Genomic DNA, 20,388 nt, shown 5'->3' on the forward strand with positions numbered 1-20,388 from the left:
CGGTCCCGGCGCGTCCCGGGTCAGTCCCCGGCGCGGTGGATCCGCACCACTTCCGCCTCATCCCGCCCGGACAGCCGAAGGCCGAACTCCCTGTCGAGCACCGCGATCAGCTCGTCCGGCCCCACGTTCTCCCTCTCGACCCGCCCGTCCGGATACAGCCGGGTGAGCTCGCGCCCGACCAACGCCAGGCGGACCTCGTCGCCCGGCCGCTGCGCGATGGCCCGGGAGACGAAGGCGGAGCGGGGGTGCGTGGAGCTGTAGTGGTTGAGCACCAGGTAATCGACGGGGTGGTAGCTCTGCGGGGAGAACGCGTACAAGTCCCGCCAGGCGCCCCCGCGCAGGACGCACAGCACGAGGACGCCACCCTCCTCCTCACGGACGCGGTACGTCCACTCCCCCTGCCGCACCTCGGTACCGGGCCGCCCGAGCGGGACGGGCTCGCAGGGCCCCTGGTAGCCGAATCCGGCGTCGCAGAGCCACGGTTCACCCTCGACCGTGACGACGAGGACGGCGTGCGTCACAGCCGTGAGGAAGTCTCCGCGGGTGCGGTTGCGGGCACCGCGCCCGGAGACCTCGAAGCCGATCCGTTCCAAGGCGGCGGCCAGCAGTGAGTTCTGCTCGTAGCAGTACCCGCCGCGACGGGCACGCACGAGCTTGTCCTCGATCGCCTTCACGTCCAGCTCGACGGGGCGGCCCAGCAGGACGTCCAGGTTCTCGAAGGTGACGGCGGCGGTGTGGGCGCGGTGCACTTCGTACAACGTCGCCAGATCCGCCCGGAGTTCCCCGCCGCCATCAGGATCTCGCCGCACTCCGATCCGTTCCAGGTACGCGCCCAGATCCAGCTCGTCACCACTCCACACGGTGCCCACGCCCGCTCCCACTTCCGCTCCCCCTCTCATGCCCGCTCCGCCCTCGATACCGGTCCGCGTCACCCGGCTGCCCACCCCGGTGCGGCCGGCAGCACCTGCTCCGCGACACGGAACAGCGCCCCGTCATCGGGCGTTCTGTCGTCCTGGCGCCACACCACGACCTCGAACCAACCACCACCGTCCCCGGGGCCCTTGGCGACGATCAGCCGCCGGGCGATCCCGCCCTGGCCCGCCGTGCTCTTCTGCCCGTCGAACCTGAAGGTGAGGGCTATGGTCCGGTCCGAGTAGAGGACCGCAGGGTGCCCCAGGACCGTCGTGCGCTCGACGGACGGTCCCAGAAGACGGGCCATGTCTGCGATCTCGAGCTCACCGGAAGTCGCGGAGAGCTTCACGGAGTGGGCTTCCAGCCCGACCTCCGCCTCGGGGGTGACGGTCTTCCTGCCGTCGGCATGCGTGAATTCGCCGCCCTTCCCCGAGGCGTTGCGCACCATGTCCCGCGGCGTTCCGAGGAGTGTCGGCAGGTCCGGCCGATTGAGCGCACGGCACAGCTGTGCCCCGGTCTCGTCCGCTTCGGACCGGCCCGCCGTCCCCGCCTCCGCCACTGCCGGACAGACCGCCGGTTTCGGGTCCGCCGCCTTCGTGTCGAAGGAGTCCCTGGTCACCCATGCAGCGGCGGCCAGCCCTCCGACCAGCACCACCGCCATGATGGCCTGTGCCGCCGCGTTGACGCCCGTCCCGTCTCCGGCCCCATTCCTCTCGGCCACTTCCCCGCCCTTCCCCCACTGATCACATGTGCGGGCTGGAGATTAACCGTTGATCGTTTCAGCGGGAAACGAGTATCCGGTCCCCTCGCCCGGAGCCGGGCATGGCGAAGGGGACCGGCCAACGGCCGGTCCCCTTCGTCGTACTGCCGGTCAGCGGGCCCCGGGGCCTACCGACCTACTGGCGTCAGCTGCAGCCGCTGGTGGAGCCGCAGCCCTCGCAGATGTAGCAGGAGCCGGCGCGCTGCATCTTCGTACCGCAGGAGAAGCAGAGCGGGGCGTCGGCGGAGACACCGAGCTGCATCTCGACCAGTTCGGCGTTGCTGTGCGCCGTCTTCGGAGCCGGGACCGGGACGGTGACCACGGCCGGCTTCGGGGCCGACGGCACCGCGGCGAGCGGGGCCGACTGGGCCAGCGACTCGGTGTCCAGCTCCTCGTCGAGGGGCTCGTAGGAGCCGGTCTCCAGGTGACGCTGGCGCTCCTCGGCGGTGTGGATGCCGAGGGCCGAGCGGGTCTCGAAGGGCAGGAAGTCCAGCGCCAGGCGGCGGAAGATGTAGTCGACGATCGACTGCGCCATCCGCACGTCCGGGTCGTCCGTCATACCGGCCGGCTCGAAGCGCATGTTGGTGAACTTCGAGACGTAGGTCTCCAGCGGCACGCCGTACTGGAGGCCGACGGAGACGGCGATCGAGAAGGCGTCCATCATGCCGGCGAGCGTCGAGCCCTGCTTGGACATCTTCAGGAAGACCTCGCCGAGACCGTCGTCCGGGTAGGAGTTGGCGGTCATGTAGCCCTCGGCGCCACCCACCGTGAAGGAGGTGGTGATGCCCGGGCGGCCCTTGGGGAGGCGCTTGCGGACGGGGCGGTACTCGATGACCTTCTCGACGGCGGCGCGGATGGTCTCCTCCGTCTTGGCGGTGACCTCCTCCTTCTCCTCTTCCTTCTTCTTGGCGGAGAGGGGCTGGCCGACCTTGCAGTTGTCGCGGTAGATCGCGAGCGCCTTGACGCCCATCTTCCACGCCTCGAAGTAGATCTCCTCGATCTCCTCGACGGTCGCCGACTCCGGCATGTTGACCGTCTTCGAGATCGCGCCGGAGATCCAGGGCTGGATCGCGGCCATCATGCGGACGTGGCCCATCGCGGAGATGGAGCGCTCGCCCATCGCGCAGTCGAAGACCTCGTAGTGCTCGGTCTTCAGGCCCGGGGCGTCGACGACCACGCCGTGCTCGGCGATGTGGGCGACGATCGCCTCGATCTGCTCCTCCTGGTAGCCCAGGCGGCGCAGGGCCTGCGGGACGGTGCCGTTGACGATCTGCATCGAGCCGCCGCCGACGAGCTTCTTGAACTTGACCAGGGCCAGGTCCGGCTCGACACCGGTGGTGTCGCAGGACATCGCGAGACCGATGGTGCCGGTCGGCGCGAGGACGGAGGCCTGGGAGTTGCGGAAGCCGTTCTTCTCGCCGAGGCGCAGGACGTCCTGCCAGGCCTCGGTGGCCGCGGCCCAGATCGTGTTGTCCAGGTCCTCGGTGCGCGGCGCGGCGGCGTTGGCGTCGGAGTGCTGCTTCATGACGCGCTTGTGCGACTCGGCGTTGCGGGCGTAGCCGTCGTACGGGCCGACGATCGCGGCCAGCTCGGCGGAGCGCTTGTAGGCGGTGCCGGTCATGAGGGAGGTGATCGACGCGGCGAGGGTGCGGCCGCCGTCCGAGTCGTACGCGTGGCCGGTGGCCATCAGCAGGGCGCCGAGGTTGGCGTAGCCGATGCCGAGCTGGCGGAAGGCGCGGGTGTTCTCGCCGATCTTCTGCGTCGGGAAGTCCGCGAAGCAGATGGAGATGTCCATCGCGGTGATGACGAGCTCGACGACCTTGGCGAAGCGCTCGGCGTCGAAGGACTGGTTGCCCTTGCCGTCGTCGTTCAGGAACTTCATCAGGTTGAGCGAGGCGAGGTTGCAGGACGTGTTGTCCAGGTGCATGTACTCGCTGCAGGGGTTGGACGCGGTGATGCGGCCGGACTCGGGGCAGGTGTGCCAGTTGTTGATCACACCGTCGTACTGGATGCCCGGGTCGGCGCAGGCCCACGCGGCCTCGGCCAGCTTGCGGAAGAGCGCCTTGGCGTCGACCTTCTCGATGACCTCACCGGTCATGCGGGCGCGCAGGCCGAACTCGGTGCCGTTCTCGACGGCCGTCATGAACTCGTCGTTCACGCGGACGGAGTTGTTGGCGTTCTGGTACTGGACGGACGTGATGTCGTCGCCGCCCAGGTCCATGTCGAAGCCCGCGTCGCGCAGGGCGCGGATCTTCTCCTCTTCCTTCACCTTGGTCTCGATGAAGGCCTCGACGTCCGGGTGGTCCACGTCCAGGACGACCATCTTGGCCGCGCGGCGGGTGGCGCCGCCCGACTTGATCGTTCCTGCGGACGCGTCGGCTCCGCGCATGAAGGAGACGGGACCCGAGGCGTTGCCGCCGGAGGACAGGAGCTCCTTGGAGGAGCGGATGCGGGAGAGGTTCAGGCCGGCGCCGGAGCCGCCCTTGAAGATCATTCCCTCTTCCTTGTACCAGTCGAGGATCGACTCCATGGAGTCGTCGACGGCCAGGATGAAGCAGGCCGAGACCTGCTGCGGCTGAGGGGTGCCGACGTTGAACCACACCGGGGAGTTGAAGCTGAAGATCTGGTGCAGGAGGGCGTAGGTGAGCTCGTGCTCGAAGATCTCCGCGTCGGCGGGCGACGAGAAGTAGTCGTAGTCCTCGCCGGCCTTGGTGTAGGTCTTCACGATCCGGTCGATCAGCTGCTTCAGACCGGTCTCGCGCTGCGGGGTGCCGACCGCGCCGCGGAAGTACTTGCTGGTGACGATGTTGACCGCGTTCACCGACCAGAAGTCGGGGAACTCGACGCCGCGCTGCTCGAAGTTGACCGAGCCGTCGCGCCAGTTGGTCATGACGACGTCACGACGCTCCCAGCTCACCTCGTCGTAAGGGTGCACGCCGGGGGTGGTGTGGATGCGCTCGATACGCAGGCCGCCCTTGGCGGCCTTGGTCCCCTTGGCGCGGGAACCACGTGCCGAGCTGCTCGCCGTCTCTGTCATGCCGCCTCCCAATGCGGGCAAAACGCCCTAAAGTGCCAGCGCTATTCCGCGGCACGGTGCTGTGTATCTGTATCTACGTCTCTTCGCTCGGCTGACCGGCCACACCGCGGCGCCTGGGCTCCACGGCGAGGGCCGTCCGGTCAGTCGGCGGCGGAGGCGGGCACGGGGACCGAACCGGTCCCCCCGGGCTCGCACTCTTCGGGATGAGGCCGCGGCTCGCGCAGTTCCGCGATGGCGGTCTCGAAGTCTTCAAGGGTGTCGAAAGCTTTGTAAACGGACGCGAACCGCAGGTACGCGACCAGGTCGAGCTCCTGCAACGGGCCGAGGATGGCCAGACCCACGTCGTGGGTGGTCAGCTCGGCGCTTCCGGTGGCGCGCACCGCCTCCTCGACCCGCTGGCCGAGCTTGGCGAGGGCGTCCTCGGTGACCGGCCGCCCCTGGCACGCCTTGCGCGCGCCGGAGATGACCTTGGTACGGCTGAAGGGTTCGGTCACCCCGCTGCGCTTGATCACCATCAGCGAGGCCGTCTCCACCGTCGTGAAACGACGGGAGCAGTCGGGGCACTGACGGCGCCTGCGGATCGACGTGCCGTCGTCCGTGGTGCGACTGTCGACGACGCGGCTGTCGGGGTGCCTGCAGAAGGGGCAGTGCATGGTTCCCTCACCCTCCCTTTTGGCACGACTGAATCACCCCACGGAGCCCCTGAACGACAGGGACAAGCTCTGCCGGGGGCTCGTGAAGCAGCCACAAGCATATGCGATGCCGGGACCCTCGGCAGACCGAGGACCACAACCTCTGGGTGGCAGCGCTCATCCAACCACTAGATCTTGGGTTGCGGCGGATTTAACCCACTCCGCGTGTCGTGCCGTCCGATAGCCGGATACGAGGCTCCGCGGTGCCACACTGGGCGCAGCCCCGACGGTGGCGACCCGACCGGGAAGGGTACCGTAAGCAGCGGGCGCCGAGCCGAACCCACGTTCGGCCCACCGAGCGTCTATACACCTCTCGATGTGCCCACGCGGGACGATCTGCGATTTTTCACTCGAACGTGTGTTTGGCGCAACCTTTCGAAAGCTACTACCGTTGTCCAGCTAGGGAGAACATTTCGAGAGGGGCCGACGTGACCACGACCGCAGACAGTGCCACCATCACTGCCCAGAACCGCTCCCAGAGCCGACTCGAGCCGGTGCATGCCATGAACGACGCAAACCTGAATCCGGAGGCGGAGCCCGTCGTACGCCCCGCACGCTCGCTGCCAGGTCGACCTCCAGGCATCCGCGCCGACAGCTCCGGGCTCACGGACCGGCAGCGGCGGGTCATCGAGGTCATCCGCGACTCCGTGCAGCGTCGGGGTTACCCGCCGTCGATGCGGGAGATCGGCCAGGCCGTCGGCCTGTCGAGCACGTCGTCCGTCGCCCACCAGCTGATGGCCCTGGAGCGGAAGGGTTTCCTGCGGCGCGACCCGCACCGCCCCCGCGCCTATGAGGTGCGCGGCTCCGACCAGCCGAGCTCGCAGCCCACGGACACCACGGGCAAGCCCGCCGCGTCCTACGTTCCCCTGGTCGGCCGGATCGCGGCCGGCGGCCCGATCCTCGCCGAGGAGTCCGTCGAGGATGTGTTCCCGCTCCCCCGCCAGCTCGTGGGCGACGGTGAGCTGTTCGTCCTCAAGGTCGTCGGTGACTCGATGATCGAGGCCGCGATCTGTGACGGCGACTGGGTCACGGTGCGTCGCCAGCCCGTCGCGGAGAACGGCGACATCGTCGCCGCGATGCTGGACGGCGAGGCCACCGTCAAGCGTTTCAAGCGCGAGGACGGCCATGTCTGGCTCCTCCCGCACAACTCCGCCTACCAGCCGATTCCCGGTGACGAGGCGACCATCCTCGGCAAGGTCGTCGCGGTACTGCGTCGGGTCTGACGCCCGCCGCCTCCGTCCAACCCCCGGGACCCACTGCGCCGGTCCCGGGGGTTGTTCTGTTTTTGCGGCTAAACCGCCGCCGCTCTCGCGGACGTGGTTGCTCGCCGTTTGGGTTGCTCAATTGATGGTGCGGTTCGTGCTCCCCAAGACCTACTTGCCGTCGGCCTTCGCGGCGGCGTCGATGGCTGCCAGCGAGCGGCGGGCCTGGTTGCGGTCCGTGGTGTACCAGAAGTCCGGCAGCGTGGCCCGCAGGAAGCTCCCGTAGCGGGCCGTGGCCAGCCGCGGGTCCAGCACGGCGACGACACCCCGGTCGCCGCCGGCCCGTACGAGGCGACCCGCGCCCTGGGCCATCAGCAGGGCGGCGTGCGTGGCCGCTACGGCCATGAAGCCGTTGCCCCCGTGCTCCTCCACCGACTTCTGTCGGGCGCTCATCAGCGGGTCGTCGGGGCGCGGGAAGGGGATCCTGTCCATCACCACGAGCTGGCAGCTGGGACCGGGCACGTCCACTCCCTGCCAGAGCGACAACGTCCCGAACAGGCAGGTCTTCGGGTCGGCAGCGAAGGCCTTGATCAGCTCGCCGAGCGTCTCCTCGCCCTGGAGCAGGATCGGATTGTCGAGCCGGCCGCGCAGCTCCTCGGCGGCCGCCTTGGCGCCCCGCATGGAGGAGAAGAGGCCGAGCGTGCGGCCACCGGCCGCCTCGATCAGCTCGGCGAGCTCGTCCATCATGTCGCCGCGGGTGCCCTCGCGGCCCGGCGTGGCCAGGTGTTTGGCGACGTAGAGGATGCCCTGCTTCGGATAGTCGAAGGGCGAGCCGACATCCAGGCCCTTCCAGGCCGGTACGTCGTCCCCTTCGACCCCTTCGGGGGAGAGCCCCAGCGAGGCCGCGACGCCGTTGAAGTCGCCGCCGAGCTTGAGGGTGGCCGAGGTGAGGACCACCGAGCGGTCCTCGAACAGCTTCTCCCGCAGCAGGCCGGACACCGACAGCGGGGCGACCCGGACCGTCGCGCCGAAGCGGTCGTGGCGCTCGTACCAGACGACGTCGTACTCGGAGCCGGTGGTGATCCGCTCCGCCACCGTGTGGATGCCTTCCACGCCGGCCAGGGCCTGCTTGCGGACCGCGTCCTCGTCGTGGACGGACTTGTCGCGGGTCGCGCCGATCGCGGAGATCACATTGCGCGAGGCGTCCCGCAGGGCCATCAGCGCGTAGCCGAGGTCCTCGGGGATCACTTCGAGGCGGCCCGGGAGCGCCAGCTCCATGACCCGTTCGAAGGACTCGGCGGCGGTCTGCAGGGAGTCCGCGATCTTCTCGTCGACCAGCTTGGCCGCACGCTTCACGGCCCGGTTGACCTGCCCCGGGGTGAGCTCGCCGGTGGCGACCCCGGTCACGCGGGAAACCAGCTCATGCGCCTCGTCCACGATCAGCACCTCGTGCTGGGGCAGCACGGGGGCGCCCTCGATGGCGTCGATGGCGAGCAGCGCGTGGTTGGTGACGACCACGTCCGCGAGCTTGGCGCGCTCGCGGGCGGCCTCGGCAAAGCACTCGGCCCCGTACGCGCACTTCGTCGCGCCCAGGCATTCGCGGGAGGAGACGGAGATCTGCCCCCAGGCCTTGTCGGAGACACCCGGGGTCAGATCGTCGCGGTCGCCGGTCTCCGTCTCGTCGGCCCAGTCGCGCAGGCGCAACAGGTCCTTGCCGAGCTTGCTCGTGGGGGTGGCCGCCTCGAACTGGTCGAAGAGGCCCTCCTCCTCGTCCTGCGGCGCGCCCTCGTGCAGGCGGTGCAGGCACAGGTAGTTGGACCGGCCCTTGAGCATGGCGAACTGCGGGCGGCGACGCAGCTGCGGGTGCAGCGCCTCCACCGTCCGCGGCAGGTCACGCTCGACGAGCTGCCGCTGGAGGGCGAGGGTCGCCGTGGCCACCACCACGCGCTCCCCGTGGGCCAGTGCCGGCACCAGGTATCCGAGGGACTTTCCGGTGCCGGTGCCGGCCTGGATGAGCCGGTGGGAGTTGTCGTCGATCGCTTCGGCGACGGCTTCGGCCATGGCCACCTGGCCGGGGCGCTCCGTACCGCCGACGGCGGAGACGGCGGCGTGCAGCAGGTCGGGGAGGGAGGGCTTCGTCATAGCACTGCCAACCCTACGGGGCCGCACCGACAATGAGCGCACCGGCGAGGGATCAAGGCCGGTACAAGGGGTTGGGTACGGTGCCGTGCTGCACGGCGTGCGGGCGGTCGGGGCGGTCTCGGTAGCCGTCCTCGTAGAGCCGGTTCCGGTTCAGGCAGAGCCGTCCGATGCGTTCTCCGAGCAGGTCGAAGAGCTCGTAGCGGTCCTTGAGCTCGGGGAAGCGGGCCTGGTGGCGCACGATCTCCGCCCGTACGAGGGACCAGAACTCGCTCTCCGGCACGTCCAGGCGGTCCTCGCACAGGGCGGAGAGGTAGCGGAAGACACCCACGAAGAGTCCGGAGTGGATGAACTGCGGAAGGAAGTCGGAGGACTCGGTGAGCAGGACGGCCCGGACCTCTTCGGGCAGCGAGGCCAGCTCGGGGAGCGGCTCGTCGCTGATGTTGACGTCGTCCACGAAGTCCTTCACCGCCAGCCGGACCGGGACGTCCTGCTCGTCGAAGATCACGACGGCGTTCTCCCCGTGCGGGGAGAAGACGGTGCCGTAGCGGTAGAGGAAGTGGAGCAGTGGGGGCAGCACGGCGGCGAAGAGGCGCTGGAGCCAGACCGCCGGGGCCAGGCCGGACCGGGCGACGAGCTCGGCGGTGAAGGAACGGCCGCGCGGGTCGGTGTGGAGGAGGGAGGCGAGCGTGCGGGCACGCTCGCCGGGGGCGAGGCGGCCGGTCAGGGGCTCGCGCCAGATCGCGCCGAGGAGTTCCTTGTACTGGTACGGGACCTCGGGAAGCTCGTCGTACACGGGATGACGGACGGTGACGGAGGCGACTTCGCCCAGCAGGATCACCCCGCACTCGTCGCGGAGGAAGGTGTCGCCGTCGCGGAGCGAGTGGATCCAGGCGGTGACGGCGGGCGCGGCGAGGGCAAGATCGGAGGGCAGGCCGCGCCAGACCATGGTGTTGAAGACGGAGAGCGGCAGCTTGACGCTGTGCCGGTCGGGGCGGGTGAGGTTGAGGAAGGTGCGGATCGACTGCTGGGGCAGTCGTACGTCGGGGTCGGCGGGCAGCGGGACGAGGGTGCCGGCTGCGAGGGCCGGGGCGAAGAGCGGGAGGACCACCTCGTCCCACTGCCAGGGGTGGACCGGGAAGTAGAGGTAGCCGAGAGGGTCCAGGCCGCGGTCGCGCAGGCTCTGGTCGAAGGCGGCACGGGTGACGGGATCGAGCTCCGCGGAGTAGAGGCGGGCGGGATCCTCCAGGCCGGCGGTGCCGCGGTAGGCGGCGATCGAGGTGTGGGCGGCTAGCCAGGGCAGGCGCTGGCGGGTGCGGGCCTCGGGGGACCAGGCCGCGGTGTCGGAGGCGGAGAGTCCGATGCGGCCCTTGTTGAGGACGAGCCAGGGGTGGCCCGTCTGGTGGCCTTCGAGGGCGGCGTAGTCCAGGTCCGCGAGGACGTCGGCGGTGAGCGCGGTGTGGTCGATCCGGGCGTCGGCGGCGAGGGTGGCGCTGAGCTCGCGGACGAGGTGGCCGAGGGTGGCTCCGTCGAGGCCGAGGAGGGTGCGGGCGCGGATGAGGAAGGCGTACGGGTCCCCGAAGGCGATGGGAGGCTCAGTGGAGGGCGGCGCCGGGGTCAGGGTGATGGTGTCCGGGATGACGTGCCAGCTCCCGTAGACGCGGCGGCGGGCGCGGAAGCCGAGGCTGCTGCCGTCGTCGAGGGTGAGGGTCCAGGCGTCGCCGGACCGGGCAGAGGCGCGGACCGGACTGATGATCTCCTCGTACGCGAACTCGGAAAGCATCTTGGCGAGTAGTCGGCGGGCTGCGAAGTCCCAGGTCGGACGGGTGAGTTCGGGGGGCGTACAGGGGTGCTGGGGCGAGGGCGGCACGGGCGGTTCCGTGGCGTCGTGGGGGGTCTGGAAATTCTGCACGGGTCTCCTCGGGGCTCGGGAACTTTGCCGCGTGGCGCGGAGTTTTCGAAGGGAGAGGTGCGAAGCGGCGGGGCGGTCGGGGCCTGCGGGGCGGCAGTCAGAGCAGATTGCGCAGCGCCCGCTCCCGGATCATCAGGGCGGCGCGCTTCTCGGGCAGGTCGATTTCCGCGAAACAGCGGAAACCCGAGCCCAGGAAGGCTGATACGGAGGGGGTGTTGCGGATGTCCGGTTCGGCGATGACGCGTGTGCAGCGAGGTCGGTTGTCGAGCACCAGGTCGGCGACGGCGCGCAGCAGTGTGGTGCCCAGGCCCCGGCCGCGGTTCGTTCCGTCTCCGATCAGCAGGTGGATACCCGTGTCGTGGGGGCGCGCCGGGTAGGACCGGGACAGCGGGTCGAGATCGGCCCGGTAGATCTCCCAGTAGCTCATCGGCGTGCCGTCGAGCAGCCCGAGGCAGGGGATGCTGCGGCCGTCTCCGTCGAGCTGGGCCCGCAGATGGGCCCCGGTGACGGCTTCGGGGCCGGCGAGCTCCCAGTAGGCGTCGACTTCTGGATCGTTCATCCAGCCGGTGAGCAGCCCCAGGTCCCGGTCGGGTCGTACGGGTTCGAGGCGGAAGGTGCCGGCCGGCGTGTCCGTTCTGCCCCAGAGGGCCGGGGAATCGAGCAGGTCAGCCTCGGCGAGCTGAGGCAACCGGCCCACGGGAAAGCGAAGTTCGATCGTTTCGTCGATGGTGCGCAGGCTGCCGAACGCACGGGTTGCGGAGCCTGCGGGATCGGCAGTGGTTTCGGTGGAGGGCATCGGGGGCTCTTCTCCGTATCGGCGCTGACGTGTCAATCGTGGAGGGGGTTGGCGATGGTGACGTAGACGGACTGGGTGTCGACGGGACCGACCAGCTCGTCGAGGCCGCCCAGGCGGGTGAGCAGATTCGCCTTGCAGCGCAGGGTGGGTGAGTCGAGGAGCCGCGTGGGGAGCGGGCCGAGGTGGGCTGCCTTGCGGAGGAACCGGCGGAAGGCGGCGAGCAGTACGCGCTCGTCGGCGAGGCGCTGGGAGCCGAAGGCGCCGATGAGGCCGAGCACGTTGTTGATGCCGAGGTAGTAGGCGAACCGTTCGTCGGTCACGGCATCGGATACGAAGGTGTCGCTGACGCTGCCGATGCCCGGGAGCCGGTGCTCCAGTTCCGCGCGGCGCGATGCGCGGAAGTAGTAGCCCTGGTTGTCGCGGAAGCGGCCGCCGACCGGCCAGCCGGCCGGGTCGAGGAGGACCAGGGTGTTCTGCTGGTGGGCTTCGAGGGCGATGCCGGCGAGCGCGTCGAAGGCGAGGACCGGCAGGACCACGTGGTCGAGGTAGCGCAGGAACCACTCGGCGGCGACGGCGGAGGTGGGACGGCCGGTACTCGTGGCGAGGCGGGAGACGGTCTCGGCGAGCCGGGAGGTCATGCCGGGCCGGCCGGGCCACGGGCGGGGGGAGGTCAGCGCGGCGACGCAGACGACGTCGTCGGAGGAGCGGAAGGGGTTGTGGCGCAGCAGGGCGTCGAGTCCGGGGACGGGGGTGCCGTCCGGGGCGTCGACGGCGACCCAGGCGGGGTCGCGGACGATGTCGAAGCCGGGGTGGCCCGTCTGCCACTGCTCGGCGAGGCCGGTGCGGAGCAGCCGGTGGACCTCGACGCCGCGGTGCAGTTCCTTGCGGAGGTTCTCGCGGCGGGAGTTGGTGATGCGTAGGCCCAGGGAGAGCTTGAGCATCGCGGGGGTGCCGGGGCGGTGGACGGTTCGGACGGAGGAGGTGGGGTACCAGGGGGCGCCGTGGGGGCCGAGGTCGTGTAGGAGTCCTGCTTCGCGGAGGGCGGCGACGGCGGGGCGTTGGAGCAGGTCGCGGGCCTGCCAGGGGTGCAGGGGAAGGGGGGTGGCGCCGTCGGGCACCGCGAGGCCGGGGGCGAGCCGGCCGAGGAGCCGGGCGGCGGAGACGGGGCGGCCCCGTTCCGTCCAGGCCGATTGGGTGGCGAGGGCGGCGGGTTCGACGGCGAACCAGTGCAGGGGGAAGGAGCCGTGCAGTTCGGGTGAGTAGCGACGGGCTTCGGTCTCCGAGAGTCCTTCGCGGCTCTTCGGATCCGGTTGGAGGGGGTGGCCCAGGAGGAGGGACTGTTCGGAAGTCAGGAAGCGGTCCGCGCTGACGGGGGCCGGGGCGGTGGGGCGTTCGCGTCGGTCGGCGATGAACTCTGCGGTGCGGCGGACCGAGTCGGCCACTCGCGCCACGAGGTCGGCGGAGCCGTGGTCGTGACCGTCGCCGGTGGAGGTACGCGTACGAGTGCCTTCACGGGCGAGGAGAGCGGCAAGGGTGACGGCGTCGAGGGCGGGGGCCGTGGTGGGTGCGGATTCCAGTCGCGCCGGGCCGAAGCGGTGCCAGCCGGCCGGGGACCAGTGGCGGACGGCGACGTTCAGGGCGGCTCCGGAGGCGGGGAGGGGGATGCGCAGCGGCGTCCCGGCGGGGCCGTCGGGGCGGCGGAGTCCGGCTTCGCGGACCCAGCAGCGGAGCAGGTTCTCGACCGTCGCGGCCTCGGCGGCGAGCGTCGGGTCGGGGTGGTCCAGCAGCTCGGGCGGCCCGGCCTGCTCCGGCCGGGCCATGTCTCTGCGGCTGACGCGGGGCGGGGCCGTGCCGTCCTTCTGCCGCGGCACGGTGGCCGCCGCCGGGCCCTCCGGCGCGGGCACCCGTCGGCCCTGCTCACCAGTGGCGGCGTACGCCCCGTCGCCCCCGGCCCCCGTCACGACCTCGGGATGCTCGACCCGGGGCTCGGGGGGTGCGTTCCGCGAGCCGGCAGGCTCGGCCCAGGGCTCGGCCGGCCCTGAGGGCGCGGGCCTCGGGTGCGCGGGGGTGGGGTGCGGGGCCCAGGGCTGGGCGGGGTCCGCTGGTGTGGCCTGCTGGTCATCGGGCCCGGTGGACGTGCCGCGAGGCTGGGCGGGCTCCGGGGACGTCGGCTGAGGCTGGACGGGCTCGGCAGGCGCTACCCAGGGCTGCGCCGGTCCCGGGGGCGCGGGCCACGGGTGGGCCGGAGCCGGGGGTGCGGGCTGCGCGTGGGCCGGAGCCGGGGGTGCGGGCTGCTGCGCGTGGGCCGGCTCGGCGGGCGCGGACCAAGGGGTGGCCGGGGCTGGGGGTGCGGGCTGCGCGTGGGCCGGAGCCGGGGGTGCGGGCTGCTGCGCGTGGGCGGGCTCGGCGGGCGCGGACCAAGGGGTGGCCGGGGCTGGGGGTGCGGGCTGCGCGTGGACGGGTCGCGGGTGGGGCGGGGGTGTGGGCTGCGTGGGGGTGGGCTCGGCGGGGGCTGTCCAGAGGTGGGCCGGTTCGGAGGGCGTGGCCTGCCGGTCGTCGCGGGCCGGGGGTTCGTCCCAGGGGTGGGTGGGGGTGGCCGGGGTGGGGCGGGGAGGCGGTGTGTGGTGCTCGGCAAGGGCGGGGCCCGTGGGGGCCGGCGGGGCCCCTGCCGTGTCCGGGGTGGGGGGCTGGGCCGGGGTCGGCTGGTCGGTGGGGGCCGGCGGTTGCTGCTGCGCCCTGGGGGTCAAGGCGCCCGGCCGCAGGCGGTGCTCCTCGCCGCCGGGGCCGGGGGTCGGTGTGGAATGGTGCGCGTCGGGCATCGCGGGTCCTCGGGGTACGGGTCAGTGGGGCCGGCGGGCGGCTGCCGGGATGGCGTCGGCCAGGCGGTCGAGGACCGCGCCGGCCTGCTCGTCGGTCAGGGTCAGCGGAGGTAGCAGACGGACGACGGCGGAGTGGCGGCCGCCGAGTTCGACGATCAGCCCGCGGTCCAGGCACTCCTGGCGGACGGCCGCGGCGAGGGCGGGGGCGCTGTCTCCGGTCTCGGGGTCGACGAGTTCGACGCCGATCATCAGGCCCCGGCCCCGTACGTCACCGATGCAGGGGTGGTCGGAGGCGAGGCCGTGCAGGGCGGTGAGCATCCGTTCGCCCAGGGCGGCGGCGCGCTCGGCCAGCCGGTTCTCGCGGACGTAGGCGAGGGTGGCGGTACCGGCTGCCATGGCCAGCTGGTTCCCGCGGAAGGTACCCGCGTGCGCCCCGGGGGCCCAGACGTCGAGACCCGCCCGGTACACGATCACCGCGAGGGGCAGGCTGCCGCCGATCGCCTTGGACAGCACGAGCACGTCGGGCACCACCCCGGCGTGATCCACTCCCCAGAAGGCGCCGGTCCGTCCGACGCCCGTCTGCACTTCGTCGGCGATCAGCGGGATCCCCCGCGCCTCGGTGATCTCGCGCATCCGCCGCAGCCAGCCATCGGGGGCCGGGAGGACACCGCCCTCGCCCTGGACGGGTTCGACGATCATCCCGGCGGGTGTGGGGACCCCGCCCTTGGGGTCGTCCAGGAGGTTCTCCGTCCAGCGGGCGCCGAGTTCCGCGCCCTCGGTGCCGCCGACGCCGAACGGGCAGCGGAAGTCCTGCGGGTACGGCAGCCGGGTCACCCGTACGTCCGCGGCACCCCCCGACGCGTCCAGTGCCCCGGCGGTCATCCCGTGGTAGGCCCCCGTGAACGCGAGCAGCCCGGAGCGCCCGGTGGCGGTGCGTACGAGTTTGAGGGCCGCCTCCACCGCGTCCGTGCCGGCCGGCCCGCAGAACTGGATCCGGGCGTCGGCGGCCAGCGCGGGCGGCAGATTGGCGAACAGCTCGGTGGTGAAGGCGTCCTTGACCGGCGTCGCGAGGTCCAGCACGTGCAGCGGGGCCCCGGAATCGAGGACACCGCGCACGGCTTCGAGCACCACGGGGTGGTTGTGTCCGAGGGCGAGGGTGCCGGCACCGGAGAGGCAGTCGAGGTAGCGCCTCCCGTCGGCGCCCTCGATGGTCAGCCCGCGGGCCCGCACCGGGACGATGGGCAGGGAGCGCGCGTACGTCCGTGCGGCGGACTCCCGTTGGGACTGCCGGCGCAGGATGCCGGCCGCGGATACGGGGGCGCCGGGGATGCCCGGGACACCAGGGGCGCCGGGTCGTCGTGCCCGGCTCGCCTGGGGCGGCACCTGTGCCTCGGCGGCGGCAGCCGCGGCTGCCGCCGCCGGCTCGGTCAAAGCCACGAGTGTCGGACCTCCCGCACTGATTGCTCTTCCGGATTGCGCCTCGAACATCAACGCTGCTCCCCCATCCCCCGTACGTACCAACGACGGTGACGGCGACGGATCACGGGTGGGCACAAGATCCTTGTCCGCCGAGGGCGCGACACCGTTCGGGAGCCAGGAACCACGACCCCGGCTGTGCCGTCCCCAACCTCGGCGGCATAGTGGGTTGCTGCACTCGACGCCTCGAATCCACCAGGGGGACGAACCGACATGCGACCGAACCGACCGGTCACCGCGATTCTGTGCGCGGCCGCGCTCGCGCTGACCGCCGCTGCGTGCGGCCCCGGCGACGACGAGGCCGCCGGCGACGCCAAGCCGACCGTGGCACAGAGCAGTCCGCCCCCGGGCACGGGCGGGATCAAGATCCCCGACCAGCTCAAGGACAGGCTCAAGGAGCACGGCATCGACATGGAGAAGTGGAAGGGGGGTGCGTGGAAGAACTGGAAGAAGGAGGACTGGCTCCGCGAGGCGGGCGACTACATCAACCCGATCATCGAGGGCCTCTGGGACCCCGACCGCATGCGTGACGCCGAGCAGCCGAAGCAGCCGGCCGTCGACCCGGACGCGGGCAAGGACCAGGGCGTGACCGACCCGACCCCGGCTCCGGTGACGGCCAAGGCCGCGAACCCGCCCTACCACCAGAGCGTTCCGCCCTCCGGCAAGGTCTTCTTCGACGGGCCCGAGGGTTCGATGGTCTGCTCGGCGACCGTGGTCAAGGACCCGGCGCACCCCGGCAAGTCCAACATGGTCTGGACTGCGGGCCACTGCGTACACGCGGGCAAGTCCGGCGGCTGGTACCGCAACATCGCGTTCGTGCCGTCCTACAACAACGCGGGCAAGCCGACGGCGCAGCTCAAGGGCGCGCCCCGCGAGCAGGTGGCACCGTACGGCGTGTGGTGGAGCGACTGGGCACAGACCTCCGACCAGTGGATCGCGACGGGTGGCCCGACGGGTGGCGCGGGCGCTCCGTACGACTTCGCGGTGCTGCACGTGACTCCCGAGCAGGGCGGCGGCAAGTCGCTGGAGGAGACGGTCGGTTCGGCGCTTCCGGTGGAGTTCAACGCTCCGGCCGTGCCGAAGGTCGCGAGCATCACCGCGACCGGCTACCCGGCGGCGCCTCCGTTCGACGGCCAGAAGGCCTACCAGTGCGTGGACAAGCCGGGCCGGCTCTCGCTGAACGCGAGTGACCCGGTGATGTACCGCATCGGCTGCACGATGACCGGTGGTGCTTCCGGAGGCGGCTGGGTCGCGGCGGGCGCCGACGGCAAGCCGGCGCTGGTGTCGAACACCTCGATCGGCCCGTCGAAGGCGGGCTGGCTGGCCGGACCCCGGTTGGGGCCCGAGGCCAAGGGTGTCTTCGACGCCGTGAGCGGCAAGTTCAAGTAGCCCGGTCCGAAGCGGGCGTGAGCGAATGACCGAGGGCCCCCTGCACATCGCAGGGGGCCCTCGGTCGTCTCCGCGTCGGATGGCCGTCGGATCGGCGTCGGATCGCCGTCCGAGCGGTCAGCTCTTGGCGAGCACGTACGGAGCCAGGTCCGCCGCCAGTTCCTGGTGGACCCGTGCCTTCAGCAGGGTGCCCTCCGCCGTGTGCTCCTCGGAGATCACCTCGCCCTCGGCATGCGCCTTGGCCACCAGCGAGCCGAGCGTGTAGGGCACCAGGGCCTCCACCTCGACCTCGGGCCGCGGCAGCTCGGCGTCGATGAGCGCGAGCAGCTCGTCGATGCCGATGCCGGTCCGGGCCGAGACGGCGATGGAGTGCCGCTCGATCCGCAGCAGCCGCTGCAGGACGAGCGGGTCCGCCGCGTCCGCCTTGTTGATCACGACGATCTCGGGCACATTGACCGCGCCGACCTCGCGGATCACCTCGCGCACCGCCGCCAGCTGCTCCTCCGGCGCCGGGTGCGAGCCGTCCACGATGTGCAGGATGAGGTCGGAGTCGCCGACCTCCTCCATCGTGGAGCGGAACGCCTCGACGAGGTGGTGGGGCAGGTGCCGGACGAAGCCGACCGTGTCGGCCAGGGTGTAGACCCGGCCGCTGGGCGTCTCGGCCCGGCGCACGGTCGGGTCGAGGGTGGCGAACAGAGCGTTCTCCACCAGCACGCCCGCGCCCGTGAGGCGGTTGAGCAGCGAGGACTTTCCGGCGTTGGTGTAGCCGGCGATGGCGACCGAGGGCACCTTGTTGCGACGTCGTTCCTGTCGCTTGATGTCGCGGCCGGTCTTCATCTCCGCGATCTCCCGGCGCATCTTCGCCATCTTCTCGCGGATCCGGCGCCGGTCGGTCTCGATCTTGGTCTCACCGGGGCCTCGGGTGGCCATGCCGCCACCGCCGCCGCCACCCATCTGGCGGGACAGCGACTGACCCCAGCCTCGCAGTCGCGGCAGCATGTACTGCATCTGCGCGAGCGCGACCTGTGCCTTGCCCTCTCGGGACTTGGCGTGCTGGGCGAAGATGTCGAGGATGAGGGCGGTCCGGTCGACCACCTTCACCTTGACGACGTCTTCGAGCGCGATGAGCTGGCCGGGGCTGAGCTCACCGTCACAGACGACGGTGTCGGCGCCGCTCTCCATGACGATGTCACGCAGCTCGCGCGCCTTGCCCGAGCCGATGAAGGTGGCCGGGTCCGGCTTGTCGCGGCGCTGGATCACGCCGTCGAGTACGAGAGCACCCGCCGTCTCGGCGAGCGCCGCGAGCTCCGCGAGGGAGTTCTCCGCGTCGTTCACCGTGCCGGAGGTCCAGACACCGACGAGTACGACGCGCTCCAGGCGCAGCTGTCGGTACTCGACCTCGGTGACGTCTTCGAGTTCGGTGGAGAGGCCGGCCACGCGGCGCAGGGCCGCGCGCTCGGAGCGTTCGAACTGCTCGCCGTCCCGGTCTCCGTCGATCTCGTGGCTCCAGGCGACGTCCTCTTCCATCAGGGCATCGGCCCGAAGGCTCTCGGTGAAGCTCTGCGAGTCCCGCACGTCCCGTGCGTCCCGCGCGTCCTGGGAAGGGGAAGAAGAGGAGGTCATTGGATCCTTACGTCGATTCGAATAGCAGTGTCACGCCCAGCAGGGACACGTTAGCTGTCACGTCCAACGTGTCGCACCACCCGGGGATTCCCCGGGAGGGCCCCGGAGGGACCCGTCGATGGTGACATGCCCGTTCGGGGCGGGTCACACGCTTTTCCCGCTCCACTCCGGGTGCCCCGGCATCGCCGGGGTCGTCTTCCCGTACAGCCACGGCTGCAGGAAGGCCGTGAGGTCCCGGCCCGCCTCCTGTGAGGCCAGGCGTACGAAGTCCTCGGTGCCCGCGACCGAGTCCCGGTGCTCCGCCACCCAGCGCCGCTCGACCCGGTCGAAGGCCTGGACGCCGATCTCCTGGCGCAGGGCGTAGAGGATCAGCGCGGCGCCGTCGTAGACCACCGGCCGGAACAGTCCGATCTTCTCACCGGGGGCGGCGGCCTTCGGGGCGGCCGGGGGACCGCCCGCGGCCCGCCACTGGTCGGAGCGGGTGTACGCCTCGCGCATGCGCCGCTCCAGGGAGTACTTGCCGAGCCCGTCCGCGTACAGGGCCTCGTACCAGGTGGCGTGGCCCTCGTTGAGCCACAGGTCGGACCAGGTCCGGGGGCTGACGCTGTCGCCGAACCACTGGTGGGCGAGCTCGTGCACCATCACGGACTCCACGTACCACTCGGGGTAGCCCTCGCCGGAGAACAGGCTGTTCTCGAAGAGGGAGAGGGTCTGCGTCTCCAGCTCGAAGCCGGTGGTCGCCCGCGCGATCAGGACCCCGTAGTTCTCGAAGGGGTAGCGGCCGACCCGCTCCTCCATCCAGGCGATGTGGCCGGCGGTCTTCTTCAGCCAGGGGTCCAGCCGCTCGCGGTCTGCCGCGGGCACCACGTCGCGCAGCGGCAGCCCGTGCGGTCCGGTCCCGTGGACGACCGCGGAGCGGCCCACGGAGACCTGGGCCAGCTCGGTGGCCATGGGGTGCCGGGTCCGGTATGTCCAGGTCGTCGCCCCGGCCGCGCCGGGGACGGGCAGTGAGGCGGGCACCCCGTTGGCGACGGCGGTGAGCCCGGCCGGGGTGGTGATCCGGAAGGTGAAGTACGCCTTGTCGGCGGGGTGGTCGTTGCAGGGGAAGACCCGGTGGGCGGCGTCCGCCTGGTTGGCCATGGCCAGGCCGTCGGTCGTGGGCACCCAGCCGCCGTCGGCGCGGCCGCGCGGGTCGCTGGTGTGCCGGACGGTGATGTGCAGCGGCACGTTCGCCGCGACGGGGCGCGCGGGGGTCAGCACGAGGTCCTCGCCCGCGCTCTCGAACCGGGCCGGCTCCCCGTTGACCTCGACGGACGCCACCTTGCCGTGGGTGAAGTCGAGGTTGATCAGCTCCAGCGGCCGCAGGGCGCGCGCGTCGATGACGGTGACCGCGTCGAGGGGGCTCTTGTTGTCCTTGTACGTGAACGACAGGTCGTACGAGAGCACGTCGTATCCGGGGTTCCCGAGCTCCGGGAACAGCCGGTCGCCGATGCCCAGCGGCTTCGGCGGGGGCAGGACTGCGGCGACGAGGGTGAGGGAGGCCGCGGCGAGCAGGGCGGCGCGCAGGCGCGGGGAGGTGAGCTGCATCCACCACCGCTTACCAGCGCCCGCCGCACGGCCGGCCGCGACGC

Annotated in this window: 13 protein-coding genes; 2 read left to right on the top strand and 11 right to left on the bottom strand. The window is 71.4% G+C overall.

The window, feature by feature from the left end:
• Nucleotides 1-20: 20 nt before the first annotated feature.
• The 4 genes from ACIQ5Y_RS30735 to nrdR form a co-directional block, all read right to left on the bottom strand.
• The gene (locus ACIQ5Y_RS30735; RefSeq protein WP_403887615.1) at nt 21-869 is read right to left on the bottom strand and encodes an arylamine N-acetyltransferase; all 849 of its coding nucleotides are present in this window, start codon (nt 867-869) and stop codon (nt 21-23) included.
• 59 nt (nt 870-928) lie between these two features.
• On the bottom strand, nt 929-1,633 hold the full coding sequence (locus ACIQ5Y_RS30740) for a DUF6215 domain-containing protein (protein WP_403887618.1): 705 nt from the start codon (nt 1,631-1,633) through the stop codon (nt 929-931).
• Between the two features lie 184 nt (nt 1,634-1,817).
• Nucleotides 1,818-4,709: a vitamin B12-dependent ribonucleotide reductase gene (locus ACIQ5Y_RS30745; protein WP_403887621.1), complete on the bottom strand. Its 2,892-nt coding sequence runs from the start codon at nt 4,707-4,709 to the stop codon at nt 1,818-1,820.
• Between the two features lie 140 nt (nt 4,710-4,849).
• Entirely contained in the window at nt 4,850-5,362 is a 513-nt protein-coding gene (nrdR, locus tag ACIQ5Y_RS30750) for a transcriptional regulator NrdR (RefSeq protein WP_403887624.1), read from the bottom strand.
• A gap of 467 nt (nt 5,363-5,829) precedes the next feature.
• Between nrdR and lexA the strand changes: the two genes are divergently transcribed.
• A complete protein-coding gene (gene lexA / locus ACIQ5Y_RS30755) occupies nt 5,830-6,624 on the top strand; it encodes a transcriptional repressor LexA (protein WP_365173116.1) in 795 nt (264 codons plus the stop codon).
• 150 nt (nt 6,625-6,774) lie between these two features.
• Here lexA and ACIQ5Y_RS30760 read toward each other — a convergent pair whose 3' ends face one another.
• The 5 genes from ACIQ5Y_RS30760 to ACIQ5Y_RS30780 all read right to left on the bottom strand — a co-directional run bounded on the left by ACIQ5Y_RS30760 (nt 6,775) and on the right by ACIQ5Y_RS30780 (nt 15,757).
• Nucleotides 6,775-8,745, bottom strand: a complete 1,971-nt coding sequence (locus ACIQ5Y_RS30760; protein ID WP_403887627.1) for an ATP-dependent DNA helicase — start codon at nt 8,743-8,745, stop codon at nt 6,775-6,777.
• 52 nt (nt 8,746-8,797) lie between these two features.
• Nucleotides 8,798-10,654 carry an IucA/IucC family protein gene (locus ACIQ5Y_RS30765; RefSeq protein WP_403887630.1) on the bottom strand — a complete coding sequence of 619 codons (1,857 nt, stop codon included), beginning with the start codon at nt 10,652-10,654 and terminating at the stop codon, nt 8,798-8,800.
• A 97-nt stretch (nt 10,655-10,751) separates the two neighbouring features.
• Nucleotides 10,752-11,450 carry a GNAT family N-acetyltransferase gene (locus ACIQ5Y_RS30770; protein ID WP_403887633.1) on the bottom strand — a complete coding sequence of 233 codons (699 nt, stop codon included), beginning with the start codon at nt 11,448-11,450 and terminating at the stop codon, nt 10,752-10,754.
• Nucleotides 11,451-11,482: 32 nt separating this feature from the next.
• Nucleotides 11,483-13,411: an IucA/IucC family protein gene (locus ACIQ5Y_RS30775; protein ID WP_403887636.1), complete on the bottom strand. Its 1,929-nt coding sequence runs from the start codon at nt 13,409-13,411 to the stop codon at nt 11,483-11,485.
• 879 nt (nt 13,412-14,290) lie between these two features.
• A complete protein-coding gene (locus tag ACIQ5Y_RS30780; RefSeq protein ID WP_403887639.1) occupies nt 14,291-15,757 on the bottom strand; it encodes a diaminobutyrate--2-oxoglutarate transaminase family protein in 1,467 nt (488 codons plus the stop codon).
• A 201-nt stretch (nt 15,758-15,958) separates the two neighbouring features.
• Here ACIQ5Y_RS30780 and ACIQ5Y_RS30785 point away from each other — a divergent pair, with 201 nt between their 5' ends.
• A complete protein-coding gene (locus ACIQ5Y_RS30785) occupies nt 15,959-17,134 on the top strand; it encodes a trypsin-like serine peptidase (protein ID WP_403887642.1) in 1,176 nt (391 codons plus the stop codon).
• A 117-nt stretch (nt 17,135-17,251) separates the two neighbouring features.
• On the opposite strand, the gene hflX is transcribed toward ACIQ5Y_RS30785, so the two are convergent.
• Entirely contained in the window at nt 17,252-18,757 is a 1,506-nt protein-coding gene (hflX, locus tag ACIQ5Y_RS30790) for a GTPase HflX (protein ID WP_384579726.1), read from the bottom strand.
• A gap of 144 nt (nt 18,758-18,901) precedes the next feature.
• The gene (locus ACIQ5Y_RS30795; RefSeq protein ID WP_403887645.1) at nt 18,902-20,344 is read right to left on the bottom strand and encodes a M1 family metallopeptidase; all 1,443 of its coding nucleotides are present in this window, start codon (nt 20,342-20,344) and stop codon (nt 18,902-18,904) included.
• Nucleotides 20,345-20,388 lie beyond the last annotated feature (44 nt).

This window comes from Streptomyces sp. NPDC096339 (genome assembly GCF_044762985.1).
Taxonomy (GTDB): domain Bacteria; phylum Actinomycetota; class Actinomycetes; order Streptomycetales; family Streptomycetaceae; genus Streptomyces.

Bases quoted from the DNA above. Each gene is read 5' to 3' on its own strand.
- ACIQ5Y_RS30745 (WP_403887621.1), bottom strand. From the start codon at position 4,709: ATGACAGAGACGGCGAGCAGCTCGGCACGTGGTTCCCGCGCCAAGGGG.
- nrdR (WP_403887624.1), bottom strand. From the start codon at position 5,362: ATGCACTGCCCCTTCTGCAGGCACCCCGACAGCCGCGTCGTCGACAGT.
- ACIQ5Y_RS30760 (WP_403887627.1), bottom strand. From the start codon at position 8,745: ATGACGAAGCCCTCCCTCCCCGACCTGCTGCACGCCGCCGTCTCCGCC.
- ACIQ5Y_RS30770 (WP_403887633.1), bottom strand. From the start codon at position 11,450: ATGCCCTCCACCGAAACCACTGCCGATCCCGCAGGCTCCGCAACCCGT.
- ACIQ5Y_RS30780 (WP_403887639.1), bottom strand. From the start codon at position 15,757: ATGTTCGAGGCGCAATCCGGAAGAGCAATCAGTGCGGGAGGTCCGACA.
- ACIQ5Y_RS30785 (WP_403887642.1), top strand. From the start codon at position 15,959: ATGCGACCGAACCGACCGGTCACCGCGATTCTGTGCGCGGCCGCGCTC.
- hflX (WP_384579726.1), bottom strand. From the start codon at position 18,757: ATGACCTCCTCTTCTTCCCCTTCCCAGGACGCGCGGGACGCACGGGAC.
- ACIQ5Y_RS30795 (WP_403887645.1), bottom strand. From the start codon at position 20,344: ATGCAGCTCACCTCCCCGCGCCTGCGCGCCGCCCTGCTCGCCGCGGCC.